This is a genomic window from Enterobacter sp. T2 (assembly GCF_010692925.1).
Taxonomy (GTDB): Bacteria; Pseudomonadota; Gammaproteobacteria; order Enterobacterales; family Enterobacteriaceae; genus Enterobacter; species Enterobacter kobei.
This window is the reverse complement of the sequence record NZ_CP048736.1, coordinates 153,101-172,880: the sequence shown is the minus strand read 5'-3', so window position 1 is coordinate 172,880 and position 19,780 is coordinate 153,101. Positions and strand designations below refer to the sequence as shown.

17 protein-coding genes are annotated in these 19,780 nt (G+C 55.8%); 9 read left to right on the top strand and 8 right to left on the bottom strand.

The annotated features are described in order from the left end of the window. Nucleotides 1–58: 58 nt before the first annotated feature. From G0034_RS00835 to ghrB, 4 genes are all read left to right on the top strand, one after another. A complete protein-coding gene (locus tag G0034_RS00835; RefSeq protein ID WP_179120424.1) occupies nucleotides 59–808 on the top strand; it encodes a sugar phosphate isomerase/epimerase family protein in 750 nt (249 codons plus the stop codon). Nucleotides 809–811: 3 nt separating this feature from the next. Beyond that, on the top strand, nucleotides 812–1,750 hold the full coding sequence (locus G0034_RS00830) for a sugar kinase (protein WP_023331752.1): 939 nt from the start codon (nucleotides 812–814) through the stop codon (nucleotides 1,748–1,750). Nucleotides 1,751–1,867: 117 nt separating this feature from the next. Continuing rightward, nucleotides 1,868–3,148: an MFS transporter gene (locus G0034_RS00825; RefSeq protein ID WP_023331751.1), complete on the top strand. Its 1,281-nt coding sequence runs from the start codon at nucleotides 1,868–1,870 to the stop codon at nucleotides 3,146–3,148. Nucleotides 3,149–3,174: 26 nt separating this feature from the next. Next, the gene (gene ghrB / locus G0034_RS00820) at nucleotides 3,175–4,149 is read left to right on the top strand and encodes a glyoxylate/hydroxypyruvate reductase GhrB (RefSeq protein WP_087529157.1); all 975 of its coding nucleotides are present in this window, start codon (nucleotides 3,175–3,177) and stop codon (nucleotides 4,147–4,149) included. A gap of 58 nt (nucleotides 4,150–4,207) precedes the next feature. On the opposite strand, the gene cspE is transcribed toward ghrB, so the two are convergent. Both cspE and G0034_RS00810 read right to left on the bottom strand, forming a co-directional pair. Then, entirely contained in the window at nucleotides 4,208–4,420 is a 213-nt protein-coding gene (gene cspE / locus G0034_RS00815) for a transcription antiterminator/RNA stability regulator CspE (RefSeq protein ID WP_003860775.1), read from the bottom strand. A gap of 247 nt (nucleotides 4,421–4,667) precedes the next feature. Continuing rightward, nucleotides 4,668–5,378: a DUF3053 domain-containing protein gene (locus tag G0034_RS00810; protein WP_014882044.1), complete on the bottom strand. Its 711-nt coding sequence runs from the start codon at nucleotides 5,376–5,378 to the stop codon at nucleotides 4,668–4,670. A gap of 332 nt (nucleotides 5,379–5,710) precedes the next feature. Between G0034_RS00810 and G0034_RS00805 the strand changes: the two genes are divergently transcribed. After that, nucleotides 5,711–5,998 carry an HTH-type transcriptional regulator gene (locus G0034_RS00805; protein WP_014882043.1) on the top strand — a complete coding sequence of 96 codons (288 nt, stop codon included), beginning with the start codon at nucleotides 5,711–5,713 and terminating at the stop codon, nucleotides 5,996–5,998. Between the two features lie 38 nt (nucleotides 5,999–6,036). On the opposite strand, the gene G0034_RS00800 is transcribed toward G0034_RS00805, so the two are convergent. The 4 genes from G0034_RS00800 to G0034_RS00785 form a co-directional block, all read right to left on the bottom strand. Further along, nucleotides 6,037–7,656: an ABC-F family ATP-binding cassette domain-containing protein gene (locus G0034_RS00800; protein WP_071922714.1), complete on the bottom strand. Its 1,620-nt coding sequence runs from the start codon at nucleotides 7,654–7,656 to the stop codon at nucleotides 6,037–6,039. Nucleotides 7,657–8,092: 436 nt separating this feature from the next. Further along, entirely contained in the window at nucleotides 8,093–10,162 is a 2,070-nt protein-coding gene (glyS, locus tag G0034_RS00795; RefSeq protein ID WP_014882041.1) for a glycine--tRNA ligase subunit beta, read from the bottom strand. Between the two features lie 9 nt (nucleotides 10,163–10,171). Beyond that, nucleotides 10,172–11,083: a glycine--tRNA ligase subunit alpha gene (gene glyQ, locus G0034_RS00790; protein WP_003860141.1), complete on the bottom strand. Its 912-nt coding sequence runs from the start codon at nucleotides 11,081–11,083 to the stop codon at nucleotides 10,172–10,174. A gap of 160 nt (nucleotides 11,084–11,243) precedes the next feature. Continuing rightward, a complete protein-coding gene (locus G0034_RS00785; protein WP_014882040.1) occupies nucleotides 11,244–11,549 on the bottom strand; it encodes a YsaB family lipoprotein in 306 nt (101 codons plus the stop codon). Between the two features lie 182 nt (nucleotides 11,550–11,731). On the opposite strand from G0034_RS00785, the gene G0034_RS00780 reads away from it, so the two are divergent. Continuing rightward, a complete protein-coding gene (locus G0034_RS00780) occupies nucleotides 11,732–12,727 on the top strand; it encodes an acyltransferase (protein ID WP_045282188.1) in 996 nt (331 codons plus the stop codon). Between the two features lie 54 nt (nucleotides 12,728–12,781). On the opposite strand, the gene xylB is transcribed toward G0034_RS00780, so the two are convergent. Further along, nucleotides 12,782–14,236, bottom strand: a complete 1,455-nt coding sequence (gene xylB, locus G0034_RS00775; RefSeq protein ID WP_179120423.1) for a xylulokinase — start codon at nucleotides 14,234–14,236, stop codon at nucleotides 12,782–12,784. A gap of 61 nt (nucleotides 14,237–14,297) precedes the next feature. Next, nucleotides 14,298–15,620 (bottom strand): xylose isomerase, encoded by a 1,323-nt coding sequence (gene xylA / locus G0034_RS00770; RefSeq protein WP_086527836.1) that lies wholly within the window; start codon nucleotides 15,618–15,620, stop codon nucleotides 14,298–14,300. Between the two features lie 370 nt (nucleotides 15,621–15,990). On the opposite strand from xylA, the gene xylF reads away from it, so the two are divergent. The 3 genes from xylF (at nucleotide 15,991) to xylH (ending at nucleotide 19,756) form a co-directional block, all read left to right on the top strand. Continuing rightward, the gene (xylF, locus tag G0034_RS00765) at nucleotides 15,991–16,983 is read left to right on the top strand and encodes a D-xylose ABC transporter substrate-binding protein (RefSeq protein WP_014882036.1); all 993 of its coding nucleotides are present in this window, start codon (nucleotides 15,991–15,993) and stop codon (nucleotides 16,981–16,983) included. A gap of 72 nt (nucleotides 16,984–17,055) precedes the next feature. Beyond that, nucleotides 17,056–18,597 (top strand): xylose ABC transporter ATP-binding protein, encoded by a 1,542-nt coding sequence (locus tag G0034_RS00760; RefSeq protein ID WP_014882035.1) that lies wholly within the window; start codon nucleotides 17,056–17,058, stop codon nucleotides 18,595–18,597. Continuing rightward, complete coding sequence (xylH, locus tag G0034_RS00755; protein ID WP_179120422.1) at nucleotides 18,575–19,756, top strand: xylose ABC transporter permease XylH; 1,182 nt, start codon at nucleotides 18,575–18,577, stop codon at nucleotides 19,754–19,756. Before G0034_RS00760 ends, xylH begins: the two co-directional genes overlap by 23 nt. Nucleotides 19,757–19,780 lie beyond the last annotated feature (24 nt).

Below are 19,780 nucleotides of genomic sequence, written 5' to 3'. Positions count from 1 at the left end.
CTTTGGAACCGGTTCCATCTAGCGTAATAGTATTGATATGTTGCGATGGAGTCCGAAGATGGGCAGGAAAATCATGGTGGTCACCGCCGCGTATGGCGCGGAGCAGGTGCGACAGGCGGGCGGTCAGCGGGCGATGCTTCCCGTTATTGCGGGTGCAGGCGCCGACGGCGTGGAGATCCGCCGCGAGCTGTTCAATAGCGAAGAGTTACTGGCGCTGCCTGCGCTCGGTGAGTCCATTGAGCTTCTGGGGCTGCTGGCGTGTTACTCAGCACCTGCCGCCCTGTTTATGCCCGATGGCACCCTCAACCCGGACCTGCCGCGGTATCTCTCAGAAGCCAGCACCCTGAACGCGCTGTGGCTGAAGGTTTCCCTGGGCCATTTTAGCGACACGCAGCCTCTCGATGCCTTACGTACTCTGCTCAATACCAGCGGTATCGCGCTGGTTGTGGAAAACGATCAGACCGACTGCGGCCAGCTTGCACCGATGCAACGCTTTCAGGCCGCCTGTCGCGAAAGGGCGCTTCCCGTCACGCTGACTTTTGACATGGGCAACTGGCTGTGGGTCGGTGACTCCCCGGAAGAGGCCGCGCGTCATCTGGCGCCTGCCGTGAGCTATATCCACGTTAAAGCCGCCGTTCCGCATAAAGATAACTTTCGCGCCGTCGCGCCGGATAGTGCCGATTCCCGCTGGCTGGATCTGCTTGGCCAGCTGCCTGCCGATGCCCCGCGCGGTATCGAGTTCCCGCTGGAAGGGGCGGATTTAACCGCCGTTACCCGCCATTACGTCAACCTGCTGCGCGAGGAGTAAATCATGCACAAGACGCTGGATGTCATCACGATTGGCGAAGCCATGGCGATGTTTGTCGCCACCGAAACGGGCGAGCTGAGCGCGGTAGAGCATTTTATCAAACGCGTGGCGGGCGCAGAGCTGAACGTCGCAACCGGCCTGGCGCGTCTGGGCCTGAACGTCGGCTGGGTCAGCCGCGTGGGCGATGACAGCTTTGGCCACTTCGTTCTCGATTCGCTGAAAAAAGAGGGGATTGATGCCGCAGGCGTCACGCTCGACGGACGCTTCCCCACCGGCTTTCAGCTTAAGTCTAAAGTTGAAAATGGAACCGATCCCATCGTGGAGTATTTCCGTAAAGGGTCGGCCGCCAGCCATCTCTCCGTAGAAGATTACCACGCCGATTATTTTGCCTCCGCGCGCCATTTGCACCTGAGCGGCGTGGCGGCGGCACTCTCTGCCAGCTCGTATTCGCTGCTGGATCATGCGGCAACAACCATGAAGTCGCTGGGCAAAACGATCTCTTTCGATCCAAATTTGCGCCCGGTGCTGTGGAAAAGCGAAGCGGAAATGATCGAGAAGCTTAACCGGCTGGCATTCAGGGCGGACTGGGTTCTGCCGGGCCTGAAAGAAGGGATGATCCTGACCGGCGAAAATACACTGGAAGGCATTGCTGACTTCTACCTGAATAAAGGGGTAAAAGCGGTGGTGCTGAAAACCGGCGCCGATGGCGCATGGTTTAAAACAGCCGAAGGCGAGCAAGGCGCGGTCGCGGCGGTGAAGGTCGAGAACGTCGTCGACACCGTCGGCGCGGGCGATGGCTTTGCCGTGGGCGTCATTAGCGCGCTGCTGGAAGGCAAACCGCTGCAGCAGGCGGTTGCACGAGGCAACAAGATTGGCTCACTGGCCATTCAGGTGCAGGGCGACAGCGAAGGATTACCGACACGAGCACAGCTCGGCATGTAAATTCCCTCTCCCCGTGGGAGAGGGCCAGGGTGAGGGCCACAGGCCGCACCCAATAATTAAACCACCGTGTACCCTACAGACAACGGCGGTAACAACCTCAACAACAGAGGCAAGCCTATGAACAGTTCGACCAATGCAGTAAAACGCTGGTGGTACATCATGCCAATCGTGTTTATCACGTACAGCCTGGCGTACCTTGATCGTGCCAACTTCAGTTTCGCATCCGCGGCGGGGATCACCGAAGACCTCGGGATCACTAAGGGCGTCTCATCCCTGTTGGGCGCCCTCTTCTTCCTGGGGTATTTCTTCTTCCAGATCCCCGGTGCTATTTACGCCGAACGCCGCAGCGTGCGTAAGCTGATCTTCATTTGTCTGATCCTGTGGGGCGCCTGTGCGTCGCTTACCGGCGTGGTGAACAATATTCCTGCCCTGGCCGCCATTCGCTTTATCCTTGGCGTCGTTGAGGCGGCGGTCATGCCCGCGATGCTGATTTACATCAGCAACTGGTTTACCAAATCTGAACGCTCACGCGCGAATACTTTCCTGATCCTCGGTAACCCGGTCACCGTACTGTGGATGTCGGTGGTCTCCGGCTACCTGATCCAGTCCTTCGGCTGGCGCGAGATGTTCATCATCGAAGGGGTTCCGGCAGTGATTTGGGCCTTCTGCTGGTGGGTGCTGGTGAAAGATAAACCTGCCCAGGCGAAATGGCTTTCCGAAGATGAAAAAGCGGCGCTCCAGGCGCAGCTGGATAAAGAACAGCAGGGTCTGAAGGCGGTACGTAACTACGGTGAAGCTTTCCGCTCCCGTAACGTGATCCTGCTCTGCGCGCAGTATTTTACCTGGAGTATCGGCGTGTACGGTTTTGTGCTGTGGCTGCCGTCGATCATCCGCAGCGGCGGTGAGAATCTCGGCATGGTTGAAGTGGGCTGGCTCTCGTCCGTACCGTATCTTGCTGCGACCATCGCCATGATCGTCGCCTCCTGGGCGTCGGATAAGCTGCAAAACCGTAAGGTGTTCGTCTGGCCGCTGCTGCTGATTGCTGCTTTTGCCTTCATCGGCTCCTGGGCGGTGGGCGCGAATCACTTCTGGGCCTCTTATACCCTGTTGGTCATTGCCGGTGCCGCCATGTACGCCCCGTACGGTCCATTCTTTGCCATCATCCCGGAGATGCTGCCGCGTAACGTGGCGGGCGGTGCCATGGCATTAATTAACAGCATGGGCGCGCTGGGTTCGTTCTGCGGCTCCTGGTTTGTTGGTTACCTGAACGGAGCCACCGGCAGCCCATCCGCATCGTACATCTTTATGGGGGTGGCGCTTTTTGCCTCCGTGTGGCTTACTCTGATTGTTAAGCCTGCTAATAATCAACAGCACCCCGTCGGCGCACGCCACGCCTGAATCCTTAAAAATCAACGGAGATTAGCATGAAGCCGTCCGTCATTTTGTATAAAGCACTGCCGGAAGATCTGCAGAAACGCCTGGAAGAGCACTTCACCGTCACGCAGGTGAAAAACCTGAGTCCGGAGACCGTGGTACAGCATGCCGATGCGTTCGCCAGCGCCGAAGGCCTGCTGGGTTCAAGCGAGAAAGTGGACATCGCCCTGCTGGAGAAAATGCCGAAGCTTCGTGCTACTTCAACTGTTTCAGTAGGTTATGACAACTTCGACGTGGATGCCCTGAGCGCCCGCAAAATCCTGCTGATGCACACGCCGCATGCCCTGACGGAAACCGTGGCCGACACGCTGATGGCGCTGGTGCTCAGCACCGCCCGTCGCGTGGTTGAAGTGGCCGAGCGCGTTAAAGCAGGCGAATGGACAAAAAGCATTGGCCCGGACTGGTTCGGCGTGGATGTTCACGGAAAAACGCTGGGCATCGTGGGTATGGGACGTATCGGGCTGGCGCTGGCACAGCGCGCGCATTTTGGTTTCAACATGCCGATACTGTACAACGCGCGCCGTCACCACGGTGAAGCGGAAGAACGTTTTAACGCGCGTTACTGTGAGCTGGATACGCTGTTGCAGGAAGCCGATTTTGTCTGCCTGATCCTGCCGTTGACGGATGAAACACGTCACCTGATTGGCAAATCCGCATTTGAAAAAATGAAGAAATCCGCCATTTTTATCAACGCAGGTCGTGGCCCGTTGGTGGATGAGCAGGCGCTCATTGAAGCCCTGCAAAATGGCGAGATCCACGCCGCCGGTCTGGACGTGTTTGAGCAGGAGCCACTGCCGGTGGATTCTCCACTGCTGAAAATGCCAAACGTCGTCGCCCTGCCCCACATCGGCTCTGCCACGCACGAGACGCGCTACAACATGGCGGCTACCGCAGTGGACAACCTGATTGCCGCGCTGAGTGGAAAAGTGGATAAAAACTGCGTTAACCCGCAGATCCAACAGTAGAAACGAAAAAACCCGCCAGAAGGCGGGTTTTTGAATTTTGTGCTACTGGGTTGGAAGCTTACAGGCTTACAACGTTACCAGCTGCTGGGCCTTTAGCGCCGCTTTCGATGGTGAAGGACACTTTCTGACCTTCGTCCAGAGATTTGTAGCCATCGTTCTGGATAGCAGAGAAGTGTACGAACACGTCTTTTGAGCCATCGTCAGGAGTGATGAAGCCGAAACCTTTATCAGCGTTGAACCATTTTACCAGACCAGTCATTTTAGCAGACATAGAATTACCTTAATTAACAAATATATTGTGCCTTCCGGCTTGATGGATTGCGTTACAGATTTTTAAGCGATGAAGGAAGGGTCACAACGAAGGGTATCTATGGATAACAATCTGGACTGCTTTACTAAACTGCTTTAGGTCTGTGTAACAAACCGACGGGAATAGTTATACCGATGTGGTAGAGGAATGACAAGCGTTATTTTCGCAATGCATAAAAAAACCCCGCCTGACGCGGGGTTTTTCCGGTTTATTCTGTGGCCGTGACGGCGGCACTCCAGGCCTGGCTAAAGGCCTGATGCTGGGAGGCCAGTGGCCCAATCAGCGTATTGTACTGACTTGCCTGCTGCGAAGTCGGGAACTGGATGCCGTTGGCAACAAAGCTCACCTGAGTGTCCTGCTGGGCGATAAAGTCACCCACCTGAACCAGCTGCTGCGTGAAAATTTGCGCGGCCGGAATCAGCGGTTGCAGTGCTTCAGACGGTTTGGTCACCACTTTCTCATACACTTTGTCAAAGACCGGTTTGAGATCGTCACCCTGCTTCAGCGCAGAACGTGACGCATCAGCCTGCATTTTCGCATTCTGTAGCTGCTGGCTCAGCACGCCGAGCGCACCGTTGGACTGGCGCAGCGGTTCACGCTGAGTCACATAATCCTGTGGAACGCGGATGGCGTTTACGCTATCCACGACCGGGCGGATACCGGAATCCATCGCCTGGCTCACCTGCTGTGAATACCCATAAAGAATGGCGTAATCGGACACAAAGGGACCAAACTGTTTTTTCTGATCCGCAGTCAGCGTCGGTAACCGCTCGCCGCTGCGCATCACTGTATTCTGCAGAAAATCGATAAACGCTTTGCGCTGATCGCCTTCTTTATCAAAACACCCACTCAGGCTAACAACCATCAACAACGCCGCAATAGGCGCAAACCAGCGAGAGCAGGACTTTCCTGTCGCCATTTTATTACTCCTTTCACCCAAAAAAGCGCACACCGGCACACGCGTGCCCGACGGCTTACAAGGATAGTCCAGGTCAGCCTTGCAAGATACTCTTTTCATGTAAAACGCCTATTGCCGATTTATTTCTTATCATTTACAAAAAAATACCTGACGGGCCCTCCTTATGGTTAATCAGGTAATTAGCATAACTATCCATATAGCTGAATCGGATAAAGCGATCGTTACCGCACGATTAATCACACCCGTGACGATCCTGGGTTTGTATTAGGGACTATTCTTAATTGGCTCTCTGATGTTCTTGATCACGATGTGAGATTTAAGAGGAGTTCTCAATGGAATATAAAGATCCTGAGTTTGAGCTGCTGAGCAGTCTGGAACAGATCATTTTTAAAGATGTACCGCAGACGATTACCCTGCAACAAAAAGCCAATCCCTTTACAGAATATGAGCAATTGCGCAAAGGGACAGGTCTGAAGACAGAAGAATTCGCCAGAGCGATGGGTGTCAGCGTAGCGATGGTGCTGGAGTGGGAGTCAAAACGTGAGAGACCCACGCCAACCGAGTTAAAGCTGATGCGCCTGATTCAGGCCAACCCTGCACTCAGCAAACAGATAGCGTAGTGACGTTTGAACGCCCCCGCCTTCGCGGGGGCTTGTGTTTAAAGGCTTTCGCAACGCCAGCCCGCCTCTTCCCAGATCATCTCGTGCGACAACGTTAACCCTTGTAAAAAAGCGTCATCGTGAGACACCACCAGCAGAGCTCCCGGAAAACCGGCCAATGCCGCTTCAATGGCCTGAACCGAGGCCAGATCCAGATGGTTGGTCGGTTCATCCAGCAACAGGAGCTGCGTGGCCTCAGCACGCCATAATACGCATGCCAGTGCCGCCTTAAGACGCTCACCGCCGCTCAGTTCCGCCAGCGGGAGCGCGACTTTATCGGCCCCCAACTGAAGCTGCGCTAAACGGGTTCGTAATACCCCCTCTTCAAGGGGCGTATTGCCCAGGTTGAGGTGGGTCATGACCGACTGCGAGAGATCGAGCCGGGACAGATGTTGATCGAGATAAGCGCAGCTGACGGAAACGTTGCAGGTCCCTGAACGCGGGCTGATTTCGCCGAGAATCGCTTTTAACAGCGTCGACTTCCCGCAGCCGTTTGGTCCTTTTAACGCCACGCGCATCGGACCATCCATCCGCCAGCTGAGTGGGGGAACGGGCACATGCGGCAGCACCAGATTTTCCATCACCAGCACCTGTTTTCCTTCCGGAATCTGACTCCCCGGCAGGGTAAACATCACCGGGTTATCGTCTTCAACCCGCTCACGCGCCTTGTTTACGGCAGCGTTCAGGGCATCATTTTGCTCGTTATGCTGCTTTTTCCAGCTGCCAATACGTTCCTTTGCCGCGCCTTTATATTTGACGCGTTCGAACGATGCGATATTGAGGGTATCGACGGTGCGTAATGTTTTTGCCGACCGCCGCTGGCTGTCGTCATGCTCTTTCTGCATGCGCGCGCGGGTACGTTTGCGCGCCGTCGCCGCGTGCTCCAGCGCCGCGCGGGCAGCCTGTTGCTCAGCATCGCGCTGGGTTTGATAATCCGCATAATTCCCGCCATAGCTGCGAAGACCAGCGCCACTCAGTTCAAGAATGCGCGGCACCTGCGCCAGCAGCTCACGGTCATGGGAGGCCACCAGTACACCGCCCTGATAACGGGCAAGCTGGTCGTAGAACCATGTCCGGCCTTGCCGGTCCAGGTGGTTAGTGGGTTCGTCCAGCAGCAGATAATCCGCTTGCGCCGTAAACGCCCCGCACAGCAACGCGCGGACACGCTCGCCACCGCTGAGTTCAGCGGCTGGCTTATCCGGATCAAACGGCGACAGTGTCGCCCGGGCAAACGCCTCGCTCAGGCGTTCTGCTAAATCCCAGAAGCCATCAAGCGTTTCCAGATCGTCAGGCTGATACTCTCCGCTGTCGACACGCGCTCGCGCCGCGAAGATTGCCTCGTACCCGAGCAATTCAGCCAGCGTCGTGTGTGGCAAAATATCCTGCTGCTGCGCCACATAAACCTGTGTTCCGGTTCGTTCGATATGCCCGTTTGCGGGTTCATCAAGCCCCGCCAGCAGGCGCAGCAGACGTGTTTTCCCACTGCCGTTGCGGCCCACCAGCGCGCACAGAGACGGTTCCAGAGAAAGATTCAGCGGACCAAAAAGGATATCCCCCGTCGCAAACTGACAGGTGACCTGATGCAAAATAAAAGAAGGGGACTGCGCTAAATGAGCCATAAGCACTCCTGAATGAAATCAAAACATCCCCTGCCGACGCGGTGGCGTTTAGCAAGGATCGAAATTCATCAGTCGTGTTTGTTCATTTTTGGGGGGCACTCCAGCGCGAGAAATTTAACGAGGGTAAGGATAACGGTAATGTGTTGAAGGTTTCAAGGTTAAATTTTGGGCGACTTATACTCCCTCAGCCCTTTGGGAAGGACTACTTTGCCGATACCCTGAAGGCGCCGCGCTTATCCGGCCTACAAAAGCCCCATAAAAAAACCCGCCGAAGCGGGTTTTCAAACTGCTGGCAAAGTGCATTTTGTCAGTTTCCCCCGGCGGCGCTACGCTTGGGCCTACAATGAAACGTGCAACCCGTTACACAATGTAGGCCGGGTAAGCGTAGCGCCACCCGGCAAGAAAGACGGCTCACATGTTTATGACAGCGTGCACATTACTGCAGCAGCGAAATATCCGCCACGCGCAGGAACAGCTCGCGCAGTTTTTCGAGCATAGAGAGACGGTTGATACGCAGGTCTTTATCTTCTACGTTCACCATCACTTTCTCGAAGAAGGCGTCGATCACGTCACGCAGTTCCGCCAGCTCCACCAGCGCTTCCTGGTAGCGGCCTTCCGCGAAGTACGGTTCGAGCTTGTCGCGCAGCACCACAACCTGCATCGCCAGAGCAATCTCTTCCGGCTCTTTCAGGGTTGCGGCGTTCACGCGTTCGTTCAGCGTTTCGTCGGATTTCGCCAGAATGTTGGAGACACGCTTGTTAGCCGCAGCCAGCGCAGATGACGCTTCCAGCGTACGGAAGTGGGAAACCGCCTTCATACGCGCATCGAAATCAGCCGGACGGGTCGGACGACGCGCCAGCACCGCCTGAATGGTGTCAACGGTGTAACCTTCGTCCTGATACCAGGCGCGGAAACGACCGAGCATAAAGTCGATAACGTCGTCCACCACGTTCGCGTTGGTCAGCTTGTCGCCGTACAGACGCACCGCTTCTTCGGTCAGTGTCTGCAGATCGAGGTTCAGGTTCTTCTCAACGATGATGCGCAGCACGCCCAGCGCAGCACGACGCAGCGCAAACGGGTCTTTGTCCCCTTTTGGATGCTGGCCGATACCGAAGATACCCGCCAGGGTGTCCATCTTGTCGGCAATCGCCACGGCGCAGGCGACCGGGTTGGACGGCAGTTCGTCACCCGCAAAGCGCGGCTGATACTGCTCGTTCAGTGCCACAGCCACGTCTTCCGCTTCGCCATCGTGACGCGCGTAGTGCATGCCCATCACGCCCTGGGTGTCGGTAAATTCGAACACCATGTTGGTCATCAGGTCGCACTTGGAGAGCAGGCCCGCACGGGTCGCATGGTTGACGTCGGCACCAATTTCGCGGGCGATCCAGCCGGACAGCTCCGCAATGCGGTCGGTCTTGTCGCGCAGCGTACCCAGCTGCTGCTGGAACAGCACGGTCTGCAGACGCGGCAGGTTATCTTCCAGACGCTTTTTACGGTCGGTATTGAAGAAGAACTCGGCATCCGCCAGACGCGGACGAACGACCTTCTCGTTACCGGAGATAATCTGGATCGGATCTTTCGATTCGATGTTGGCGACAAAGATGAAGTTTGGCAGCAGTTTGCCGTCGTTGGCATAGACCGGGAAGTACTTCTGGTCACCCTTCATGGTGTACACCAGCGCTTCTGCCGGAACGGCCAGGAATTTCTCTTCGAACTTCGCGGTCAGCACCACCGGCCATTCAACCAGAGAGGTCACTTCTTCCAGCAGGCTGTCGCTCAGATCGGCATTACCGCCAATCTTGCGCGCCGCCTCTTCCGCGTCCGCTTTGATTTTGGCTTTACGCTGTTCGTAGTCAGCAATGACCTTGCCGCGCTCCAACAGGATTTGCGGATACTGGTCGGCATTGTCGATGGTGAACTCCGGCTCACCCATAAAGCGGTGGCCACGGATCACGCGATCGGACGCCACGCCCAGAATGGTGGCAGGAATAACGGTGTCGCCCAGCAGCAGGGTCACGGTATGGACCGGACGCACGAAGTGGACGTCAGACGCGCCCCAGCGCATCAGCTTAGGAATCGGCAATTTCGCCAGCGACGTGGCAATCATGTCCGGCAGCAGCGCTTCTGCACTCTCGCCTTTCACATGCGCACGATACAGCAGCCACTCGCCTTTGTCGGTGGTCAGACGCTCGGCCTGGTCAACGGTGATGCCGCAACCGCGCGCCCAGCCTTCAGCCGCTTTGCTCGGCTTGCCTTCCGCGTCGAACGCCTGGGCAATAGCCGGGCCACGTTTTTCGACTTCACGATCCGGCTGAGACGCCGCCAGATTTGCCACTTTCAGCGCCAGACGACGCGGCGCAGCAAACCACTCAATTTTACCGTGCGCCAGGCCAGCGTTATCCAGCTCGGCGGTCACGTTCGCAGCAAAAGATTCAGCCAGGCTGCGCAGGGCTTTTGGTGGCAGCTCTTCGGTGCCGATTTCCACCAGGAAAGTTTTCTCAGACATGGCCGCCTCTTATTTGTTTCGGTTGCACATCGGGAAGCCAAGGGCTTCACGGGACGCGTAGTAAGCTTCAGCAACGGCTTTGGTCAGGGTACGAATACGCAGAATGTAGCGCTGACGTTCAGTCACGGAGATGGCTTTGCGGGCGTCCAGCAGGTTGAAGCTGTGGGCGGCCTTCAGAATACGCTCGTAAGCAGGCAGCGGCAGCGGAGTCTCCAGCGCCAGCAGCTGCTGCGCTTCTTTCTCGTACTGCTCGAAGCAGGTGAACAGGAAGTCCACGTCCGCGTATTCGAAGTTATAGGTGGATTGCTCCACTTCGTTCTGATGGAACACGTCGCCGTAGGTGGTTTTACCCAGCGGGCCGTCGCTCCAGACCAGGTCGTAAACGCTGTCTACGCCCTGAATGTACATCGCCAGACGTTCCAGACCGTAGGTGATTTCACCCGTGATCGGCTTACATTCCAGACCGCCAACCTGCTGGAAGTAAGTGAACTGGGTCACTTCCATGCCGTTCAGCCACACTTCCCAACCCAGACCCCAGGCACCCAGCGTTGGGTTTTCCCAGTTATCTTCCACGAAACGGATATCGTGAATGGTTGGATCCATACCCAGCTCTTTCAGCGACCCGAGGTACAGTTCCTGAATATTGTCGGGTGATGGCTTAATCACCACCTGGAACTGATAGTAATGCTGCAGACGGTTCGGGTTCTCACCGTAACGACCATCGGTCGGACGACGGGAAGGCTGCACATACGCGGTCGCCATTGGCTCTGGTCCCAACGCGCGCAGGCTGGTCATCGGGTGTGAAGTGCCGGCGCCGACTTCCATGTCCAAAGGTTGAACAATGGTGCAGCCCTGACGAGCCCAGTAATCCTGTAAGGTCAGGATCAGGCCCTGGAAGGTCTTGGTATCAAACTTTTGCATAGTATTTCGTGCTGGATACGTGTGGTTTTAAATGGAAGGGACCAGTATACCCGCTGGCTGCAAGATATACAGTACGAAACGGGGTTGTTTAGGGAAAATTGGGAAATAAGCCTTCAGGCCAGAACGTGGGCGACGTCTGGCTGTTGATTATGCGAGCAGGCTAGCGCATGGAGAGGTGTAAAAACTGGCCGTCTGCATCAAACGAACAGACAAAGCCCTCTTTACGCGACGTATGGCCCCGCAGCTCATAGCTTCCCTGAAAGCGCTCAAATCCGGTGACATCAATCTTCTGAACGGCCGAGTTATAGCGGCGTGCAGCCTGATCTTTACAGATTGCCTCCATGTTCAGTGAACGTTCCGGGCTCATTTTGCCCTGCTGTGCTTTTTGCACAGGTGCTTCTTGTGGCGTACTGCAACCTGCCAGCATGAGCAGCAGAAAGAGTGACGCCACTCGCTTCATCATCATTTTTATTACCGTCCTGGTCAGTGGCTGTTATTTTTAGTATCAAAGCTTTTATAGATTAAGGTCCGCCATTCTGCGAATCTCGCGGTCTTCCGGCAAGCCTGCTGATAAAACTCAGAATTTTCCAAACGAAGACTTTTGGACAATGGCAGTCACACTCCATTTACAGGGAACACGAGGAACTGATGGCGTCAAAAATTAACTGGATTGATAACCTGCGAGGAATAGCGTGTCTGATGGTGGTCATGATCCACACGACGACCTGGTATGTCACGAATGCGCACAGCATCAGCTCTGTTAACTGGGACATTGCCAACATTCTCAACTCTGCGTCTCGCGTCAGCGTCCCGCTGTTTTTTATGATTTCCGGCTTTCTCTTTTTTGGCGAACGTAGCGCGCAACCGAGGCACTTCACCCGCATCGCGGCCTGTCTGGGGTTTTACAGCGCCGTTGCCTTGCTCTATATCACCCTGTTCACCTCAATTAACGCCGGGCTATCACTCAAATATTTGCTGCAAAAACCAGTGTTCTATCACCTGTGGTTTTTCTTCGCCATTATCGTTATCTATCTCGTCTCTCCTCTTATTCAGGTGAAAAACGTCAGCGGGAAAATGCTGCTGGCCCTGATGGTGGTGATTGGCCTCATCGCCAACCCGAATACGGTCTCGCAGAAAATCGACGGATTTGAATGGTTGCCGGTCAATCTCTATATCAACGGCGATACCTTCTATTACGTGCTTTACGGCATGCTGGGGCGCGCCATCGGGATGATGGAGACGCAAAAACGTAGTCTGAACTGGCTTTCTGCGTTGCTGTTTATCGCAGGCGTGGCGGTGATATCGCGCGGGACGCTGCACGAATTGCAATGGCGCGGTAATTTTGCCGATACCTGGTACCTGTATTGCGGACCGATGGTGTTTCTCTGTGCCGTCTCGCTGCTTACGCTCGTTAAAAACACGCTCAACGCGCGGCCACTCCCGGTACTGAGCGTGATTTCGCGGCACTCGCTCGGAATTTATGGTTTTCACGCGCTGGTGATCCACGCCCTGCGAACAAGAGGTGTGGAGCTAAAGAGCTGGCCGGTGCTGGATATCATCTGGATTTTTGCCGCCACGCTGGTCATCAGCCTGCTGCTGTCGATGCTGCTGCAAAGAATCGATACGCGCAGGTTTGTAAGTTAGCCAGATGGACGGGGAGTGGTAGGCCGGGTCAGCGCAGCGCCACCCGGCGGATGTTTACGACATCAGCGGCAGCAGCTGCTGATAGATTTTGCGGAACACGTCGCGCCTCTGCGCATAGCGGGCATGGCGTGCTGCGTCAGGCAAGTGCGCCTGTTCAAGCGGAAGCTGCGGTAACAATTGTGAAAGCGGTTTTTCGGGGTTCATGGCTATCTGTGTCAGCCGTGCGGCGCCGAGCGCGGGCCCGACATCGCCACCAGTGCGGAAATCCAGCTGCAATCCGCTGATGTCAGCCAGCATCTGTCGCCAGTAAGGGCTCCGCGCGCCGCCGCCAATCAGGGTGACGCTCGACGGTTTCAGGCCGCAATCATGCACCACGTCCATGCCGTCGGCCAGTGCATAGCCCACACCCTCCAGAACCGCACGCGCCAGCTCAGCCGGGCCATGCTGATGAGTTAAACCAAAGAACACCCCTTTCGCTTCCGGATTGTTGTGCGGCGTTCGCTCACCGGAAAGATACGGTAAAAACCAGATCGTACCCGCGGTGTCATCCGCCTGCTGCGCGGCGGAGATGAGCGCCGGAACATCGGCCATGCCGGTGAGTCTTGCCGCCCAATCCAGGCAAGATGCGGCACTGAGCATCACTGACATCAAATGCCATTTCCCCGGAAGGGCATGGCAGAAACTGTGCACTGCGCTTTCAGGGTTGCCGCGATACCCGTCGCTGACGGCAAAATAGACACCGGACGTTCCCAGCGACAGCATCGCCTGCCCTGCCTCCACCATGCCGACACCCACGGCCCCCGCCGCATTGTCACCGCCTCCGGCCACCACCGGTACGGCTGGCATATTCCAGCGTTCAGCAACGGCTGGCTGCAGCGTGCCTGTCACCTCGCTACCTTCGAACAGCGCGGGCATATGGGCGCGGGTCAGATGGCAGGCATTCAGCATCGCCTCGCTCCAGTCACGTTTCGCCACGTCGAGCCACATCGTGCCCGCCGCGTCAGACATGTCGCTGGCGAAATCACCCGTCATGCGAAAACGCAGATAATCTTTCGGCAGCAGGACTTTCGCCACCTGCCGGAAAATCTCAGGTTCATGACGCTGTACCCACAGAAGTTTCGGTGCGGTAAAACCGGGCATCATCAGGTTGCCGGTGATCTGGCGGGAGGTGGGTACACGTTCCTCAAGAAGCGCACACTCTTCTGCACAGCGGCCATCGTTCCAGAGGATCGCAGGACGCAACACGCGATGCTGGCTATCCAGCAGCGTTGCGCCGTGCATTTGCCCGGCAATCCCCAGCGCTTTGACGTCACGCAGAGGGTGTTTCTCGCCTAGCGCCTTGATGGCACGGTCCGTTGCCTGCCACCACTGCTCCGGGTCCTGTTCCGACCACAGCGGATGCGGACGTGAAACCTGCAGCGTTTCCGTCTGCGTAGCCAACACATCGCCCTGCTCGCTTAACAGGATGGCTTTCACACCCGACGTGCCAAGATCGATCCCGATATACATTACGGTGACTCCTTTAACAGAAATGCCCGGTGGCGCTAACGCTTACCGGGCCTACGTGCTGTTATTTATCGAACAGGTAGTGGTTTACCAGGTTTTCCAGCAGCTCCTGGTGCCCGCTCTGGTGCTGCGGCGCCAGCTGCTGCTGTTCAGCGTACTTCGCGATCTCCGCAAGTGATAACTGGCCTTTCAAAATTTGCTGACCCAGCTCACTGTTCCAGCCGCTGTAGCGCTTCGCAACACGCTTATCCAGCTCACCGTCTTCAATCATGCGAGCGGCGACTTTCAGCGCCAGCGCCATGGTGTCCATCGCGCCAATGTGGCCGTAGAACAGATCGTATTTGTCGGTGCTCTGACGACGTACTTTGGCGTCAAAGTTCAGGCCGCCGGTAGTGAAACCACCCGCTTTAATGATTTCGTACATCACCAGCGCATTCTCTTCCACGCTGTTCGGGAACTGGTCTGTATCCCAGCCCAGCTGTGCATCGCCGCGGTTAGCATCGACAGAGCCAAAAATGCCCAGTGCAATCGCAGACGCAATCTCGTGATGGAAAGAGTGGCCCGCCAGCGTGGCGTGGTTGGCTTCAATGTTAACTTTAATCTCTTTTTCCAGCCCGAACTGTTTCAGGAAGCCATACACCGTCGCCACGTCGTAGTCATACTGGTGCTTGGTCGGTTCCTGCGGTTTCGGCTCAATCAGCAGCGTGCCACGGAAGCCGATTTTGTGCTTATGATCGACAACCATCTGCATAAAGCGGCCAATCTGCTCGCGCTCCTGGCGCAGATCGGTGTTGAGCAGGGTTTCGTAGCCTTCACGGCCGCCCCACAGGACATAGTTTTCGCCGCCCAACTGATGCGTGGCGTTCATGGCCGTCACCACCTGCGTGGCCGCCCAGCTAAACACTTCCGGATCCGGATTGGTTGCCGCGCCCGCGCCGTAGCGTGGGTTAGTGAAGCAGTTTGCGGTGCCCCACAGCAGCTTCACGCCGCTTTGCTGCTGTTTTGCCGCCAGCACATCCACCATCTGCGCGAAATTGTTCAGGTACTCTTTCAGAGACGCACCTTCCGGCGAGACGTCCACATCGTGGAAGCAGTAGTACGGCACGTTCAGCTTGTGGAAAAACTCAAATGCCACATCGGCTTTGCGTTTCGCCAGCTCGATGGCTTCACCCGGCTGCTGCCATGGGCGGTCAAAGGAACCCACACCGAACATATCGGCGCCGTTCCAGCAGAAGGTATGCCAGTAACAGGCGGCAAAGCGCAGATGGTCTTCCATGCGCTTACCCAGAACCAGCTCATCCGGGTTGTAGTGACGAAATGCTAAAGGATTGGTCGTTTTTGGGCCTTCGTAACGAACACGATCGAGTTGGTCGAAATAAGCTTGCATATTGAGCTCCATAATCAGGGTATGCGGCGAGTCGTTGATACAGGAGTAATAGTGAATAGACATTTTGGGTTGCTCAATTACGTTATTTCACACTGCTATTGAGAGAATGCACAACTGTGCGCTGGCTCGCAAAATAATGCGCAGGCAAACTATTTTTCGGCGTAAATTCCAGAATCAAATGTAATTAAGACGTTACGCATTTTAAAATCCGATCGCGGTCATAAATTCAGAAATAAACCAAATATCGTAATGAGAAGATAAAAATCTGTAATTGCCAGCCCGCCTTTCCGCGTTAAAAATTTGCTGCGTCCCAGCAGTGAATGTTTCTTTTATCTCAGCAACACATACCCCTACAAAAGGCCTAATAATTATGAAGATAAAGAACCTGACCCTAACGATCTGCACTACTCTCCTCCTTGTAAGCTTTGCAGGACATGCCAAAGAGGTCAAAATTGGCATGGCGATTGACGACCTGCGCCTGGAGCGCTGGCAAAAAGATCGCGATATCTTTGTGAAAAAAGCGGAATCACTCGGTGCGAATGTCTTTGTTCAGTCAGCGAATGGCAATGAAGAAACGCAAATGTCACAGATCGAGAATATGATTAACCGTGGTGTCGATGTCCTGGTCATTATCCCTTATAACGGCCAGGTATTAAGTAACGTAGTGAAAGAAGCGAAGCAAGAGGGCATAAAAGTTCTCGCTTATGACCGCATGATTAATAATGCGGATATTGATTATTATATTTCGTTCGACAATGAAAAAGTGGGTGAATTACAGGCGCAAAGCCTGATCGACAAAGTGCCTCAGGGCAATTATTTCCTGATGGGTGGCTCTCCGGTAGATAACAACGCCAAACTGTTCCGTGAAGGACAAATGAAAGTCCTTAAACCCTATATCGACAACGGGAAAATTAAGGTGGTTGGCGATCAGTGGGCCGACGGATGGCTGCCAGAAAACGCGCTGAAAATTATGGAAAACGCGCTGACGGCCAACAACAACAAAATTGATGCGGTCGTGGCCTCCAACGATGCCACCGCAGGCGGTGCTATCCAGGCGCTGAGCGCCCAAGGGCTGGCCGGGAAAGTCGCTATCTCCGGGCAGGATGCCGACCTGGCAGGGGTAAAACGCATTATCGCTGGCACACAAACCATGACGGTCTACAAACCGATTACCGAGCTTGCCAATACCGCGGCTGAAATCGCCGTGGAGCTGGGCAATGGCAAGCAGCCTAAAGCAGACGCGACGCTGAATAACGGGCTGAAAGATGTTCCGGCTCGCCTGCTCACGCCAATTGAAGTCAATAAAGAGAACATTGACGCCACCGTGATTAAAGACGGTTTCCACAAGAAGAGCGAACTGTAATCCAGCGCGGCCCCCGCTCTGCGGGGGCGCATCACGTTGTACTGTTCTTCCCTCGGGTTATGTGGAGCAGGTATGCCTTATTTACTTGAAATGAAAAGCATCACCAAGCGCTTCGGCGCAGTGAAGGCCGTCGACAACGTCAGCCTCCGGTTGAACCCCGGCGAAGTGGTTTCGCTGTGCGGCGAGAACGGTTCGGGCAAATCAACGTTGATGAAAGTTCTGTGTGGGATCTACCCACACGGCAGTTACGAAGGCGAAATTGTCTTTGCCGGTGAAGTGATCCAGGCGACACACATTCGCGATACCGAACGTAAAGGGATCGCCATTATCCACCAGGAGCTGGCGCTGGTGAAGCATCTCACCGTGCTGGAAAACATCTTCCTTGGAGCCGAGATTTCCCGCCACGGCGTACTGGATTACGACACCATGACGCTCCGCTGTGAAAAGCTGCTGGCGCAGGTGAGCCTCAATATTTCACCGGATACCCGCGTGGGCGATCTGGGTCTGGGGCAACAGCAGCTGGTAGAAATTGCTAAGGCGCTGAACAAACAGGTACGGCTGCTGATCCTCGATGAGCCTACGGCTTCGCTCACCGAACAGGAAACCGCAGTTCTGCTCAATATCATCCGCGATCTGCAAAACCACGGCATCGCCTGTATCTACATTTCGCACAAGCTAAACGAGGTTAAAGCCATTTCGGACACCATCTGTGTCATTCGCGACGGGCAGCACATCGGCACGCGCGAAGCGGCAGGCATGAGTGAAGATGACATCATCACCATGATGGTAGGCCGCGAGCTGACGGCGCTCTACCCGAATGAGCCACACGCCAGAGGCGAGGAAGTGCTGCGCGTGGAAAATCTGACCGCGTGGCACCCCGTTAACCGCCACATTAAACGCGTGAATAACGTCTCGTTTTCTCTTCACAGCGGCGAAATTCTCGGGATTGCGGGCCTCGTCGGCGCCGGACGCACGGAGGCCGTACAGTGTCTGTTTGGCGTGTGGCCCGGGCGCTGGGAGGGGACGATTTATATCGACGGCCAGCCAGTGAAAATCGACAACTGCCAGCAGGCGATTGCCCGCGGCATTGCTATGGTGCCGGAAGATCGTAAAAAAGACGGCATCGTACCGGTCATGGCGGTGGGGAAAAACATTACGCTTGCGGCACTCGATCGGTTCTCCGGCGCGCTGAGCAGCCTGGACGATGCCGCAGAGCAACAGTGCATTCTTCAGTCGCTTGCCAGGCTGAAGGTCAAAACGTCCTCCCCGGAACTGGCGATTGGCCGCCTGAGTGGCGGTAACCAGCAGAAAGCGATTCTGGCGCGCTGCCTGCTTCTCAACCCACGCATATTAATCCTCGATGAGCCAACGCGCGGGATTGATATCGGTGCCAAATATGAAATCTACAAACTGATTAATCAGCTTGTTCAGCAAGGGATTGCCGTCATTGTCATTTCGTCTGAGTTACCCGAAGTGCTCGGCCTGAGCGACCGCGTGCTGGTGATGCACGAGGGGAAACTGAAAGCCAACCTGATTAACCAGAACCTGACGCAGGAGCAGGTGATGGAAGCCGCTTTAAGGAGCGAACGTCATGTCGAAAAGCAATCCGTCTGATATCAAAGTCGCCGTTCCGACGCCCGGTGCGTTCGCAGGGCTAAAAGCGCTGAACCTGCAGGTCTTCGTGATGATCGCAGCAATTATCGTCATCATGCTGTTTTTTACCTGGATGACCGATGGTTCATACTTAAGCGCGCGTAACGTCTCTAACCTGCTCCGCCAGACCGCCATTACCGGGATCCTGGCCGTGGGCATGGTGTTCGTCATTATCTCGGCAGAAATTGACCTGTCTGTAGGCTCGATGATGGGCCTGCTCGGTGGCGTGGCGGCCATTTTCGACGTCTGGCTTGGCTGGCCGCTGCCGCTGACCGTGGCGGTGACGCTGGTGCTGGGTCTGGTCCTGGGGGCCTGGAACGGCTGGTGGGTTGCCTACCGCAAAGTCCCGTCGTTTATTGTTACCCTGGCGGGTATGCTGGCCTTCCGTGGGATCTTAATCGGTATTACCAACGGCACTACCGTCTCCCCCACCAGCACCGCCATGTCGCAAATTGGTCAGAGCTACCTCTCCGATAGCGTGGGCTTTACGATTGGCGTGGTAGGTTTGCTGGCGTTTGTCGCCTGGCAGTGGCGGGGGCGCATGCGTCGTCAGGCGCTGGGGCTGGCGTCACCCGCATCAACCTCCGTGGCAGGACGCCATGCGCTGACTGCGGTCATTGTGCTGGGCGCCATCTGGCTTCTTAACGACTATCGCGGTGTTCCGACACCGGTCCTGCTGCTGGCGCTGTTACTGCTGGGCGGGATGTTTATGGCGACGCGCACCGCGTTTGGCCGCCGCATTTATGCCATCGGTGGCAACCTTGAAGCTGCCCGTCTCTCGGGGATCAACGTCGAGCGCACTAAGCTCGCGGTGTTCGCCATTAACGGCCTGATGGTCGCCATCGCCGGGTTGATCCTCAGTTCGCGTCTGGGTGCCGGTTCGCCCTCCGCAGGTAACATCGCCGAGCTGGATGCGATTGCCGCCTGCGTCATTGGCGGCACCAGCCTCGCCGGCGGTATCGGTAGCGTGGCGGGTGCGGTCATGGGGGCATTTATCATGGCGTCGTTGGATAACGGGATGAGTATGATGGACGTCCCGACGTTTTGGCAGTATATCGTCAAGGGGGCCATTCTTTTACTGGCAGTCTGGATGGACTCTGCCACCAAGCGACGAGCCTGATAACCGTATTGTGACTTAATTGGG

Bases quoted from the DNA above. Each gene is read 5' to 3' on its own strand.
- G0034_RS00800 (WP_071922714.1), bottom strand. From the start codon at position 7,656: ATGGCTCATTTAGCGCAGTCCCCTTCTTTTATTTTGCATCAGGTCACC.
- G0034_RS00810 (WP_014882044.1), bottom strand. From the start codon at position 5,378: ATGGCGACAGGAAAGTCCTGCTCTCGCTGGTTTGCGCCTATTGCGGCG.
- glyS (WP_014882041.1), bottom strand. From the start codon at position 10,162: ATGTCTGAGAAAACTTTCCTGGTGGAAATCGGCACCGAAGAGCTGCCA.
- xylB (WP_179120423.1), bottom strand. From the start codon at position 14,236: ATGTATATCGGGATCGATCTTGGCACGTCGGGTGTGAAAGCCATCCTG.
- cspE (WP_003860775.1), bottom strand. From the start codon at position 4,420: ATGTCTGCTAAAATGACTGGTCTGGTAAAATGGTTCAACGCTGATAAA.
- G0034_RS00780 (WP_045282188.1), top strand. From the start codon at position 11,732: ATGGCGTCAAAAATTAACTGGATTGATAACCTGCGAGGAATAGCGTGT.
- glyQ (WP_003860141.1), bottom strand. From the start codon at position 11,083: ATGCAAAAGTTTGATACCAAGACCTTCCAGGGCCTGATCCTGACCTTA.
- G0034_RS00760 (WP_014882035.1), top strand. From the start codon at position 17,056: ATGCCTTATTTACTTGAAATGAAAAGCATCACCAAGCGCTTCGGCGCA.
- xylH (WP_179120422.1), top strand. From the start codon at position 18,575: ATGTCGAAAAGCAATCCGTCTGATATCAAAGTCGCCGTTCCGACGCCC.
- xylF (WP_014882036.1), top strand. From the start codon at position 15,991: ATGAAGATAAAGAACCTGACCCTAACGATCTGCACTACTCTCCTCCTT.
- G0034_RS00835 (WP_179120424.1), top strand. From the start codon at position 59: ATGGGCAGGAAAATCATGGTGGTCACCGCCGCGTATGGCGCGGAGCAG.
- G0034_RS00825 (WP_023331751.1), top strand. From the start codon at position 1,868: ATGAACAGTTCGACCAATGCAGTAAAACGCTGGTGGTACATCATGCCA.
- G0034_RS00805 (WP_014882043.1), top strand. From the start codon at position 5,711: ATGGAATATAAAGATCCTGAGTTTGAGCTGCTGAGCAGTCTGGAACAG.
- G0034_RS00785 (WP_014882040.1), bottom strand. From the start codon at position 11,549: ATGATGATGAAGCGAGTGGCGTCACTCTTTCTGCTGCTCATGCTGGCA.
- G0034_RS00830 (WP_023331752.1), top strand. From the start codon at position 812: ATGCACAAGACGCTGGATGTCATCACGATTGGCGAAGCCATGGCGATG.
- xylA (WP_086527836.1), bottom strand. From the start codon at position 15,620: ATGCAAGCTTATTTCGACCAACTCGATCGTGTTCGTTACGAAGGCCCA.
- ghrB (WP_087529157.1), top strand. From the start codon at position 3,175: ATGAAGCCGTCCGTCATTTTGTATAAAGCACTGCCGGAAGATCTGCAG.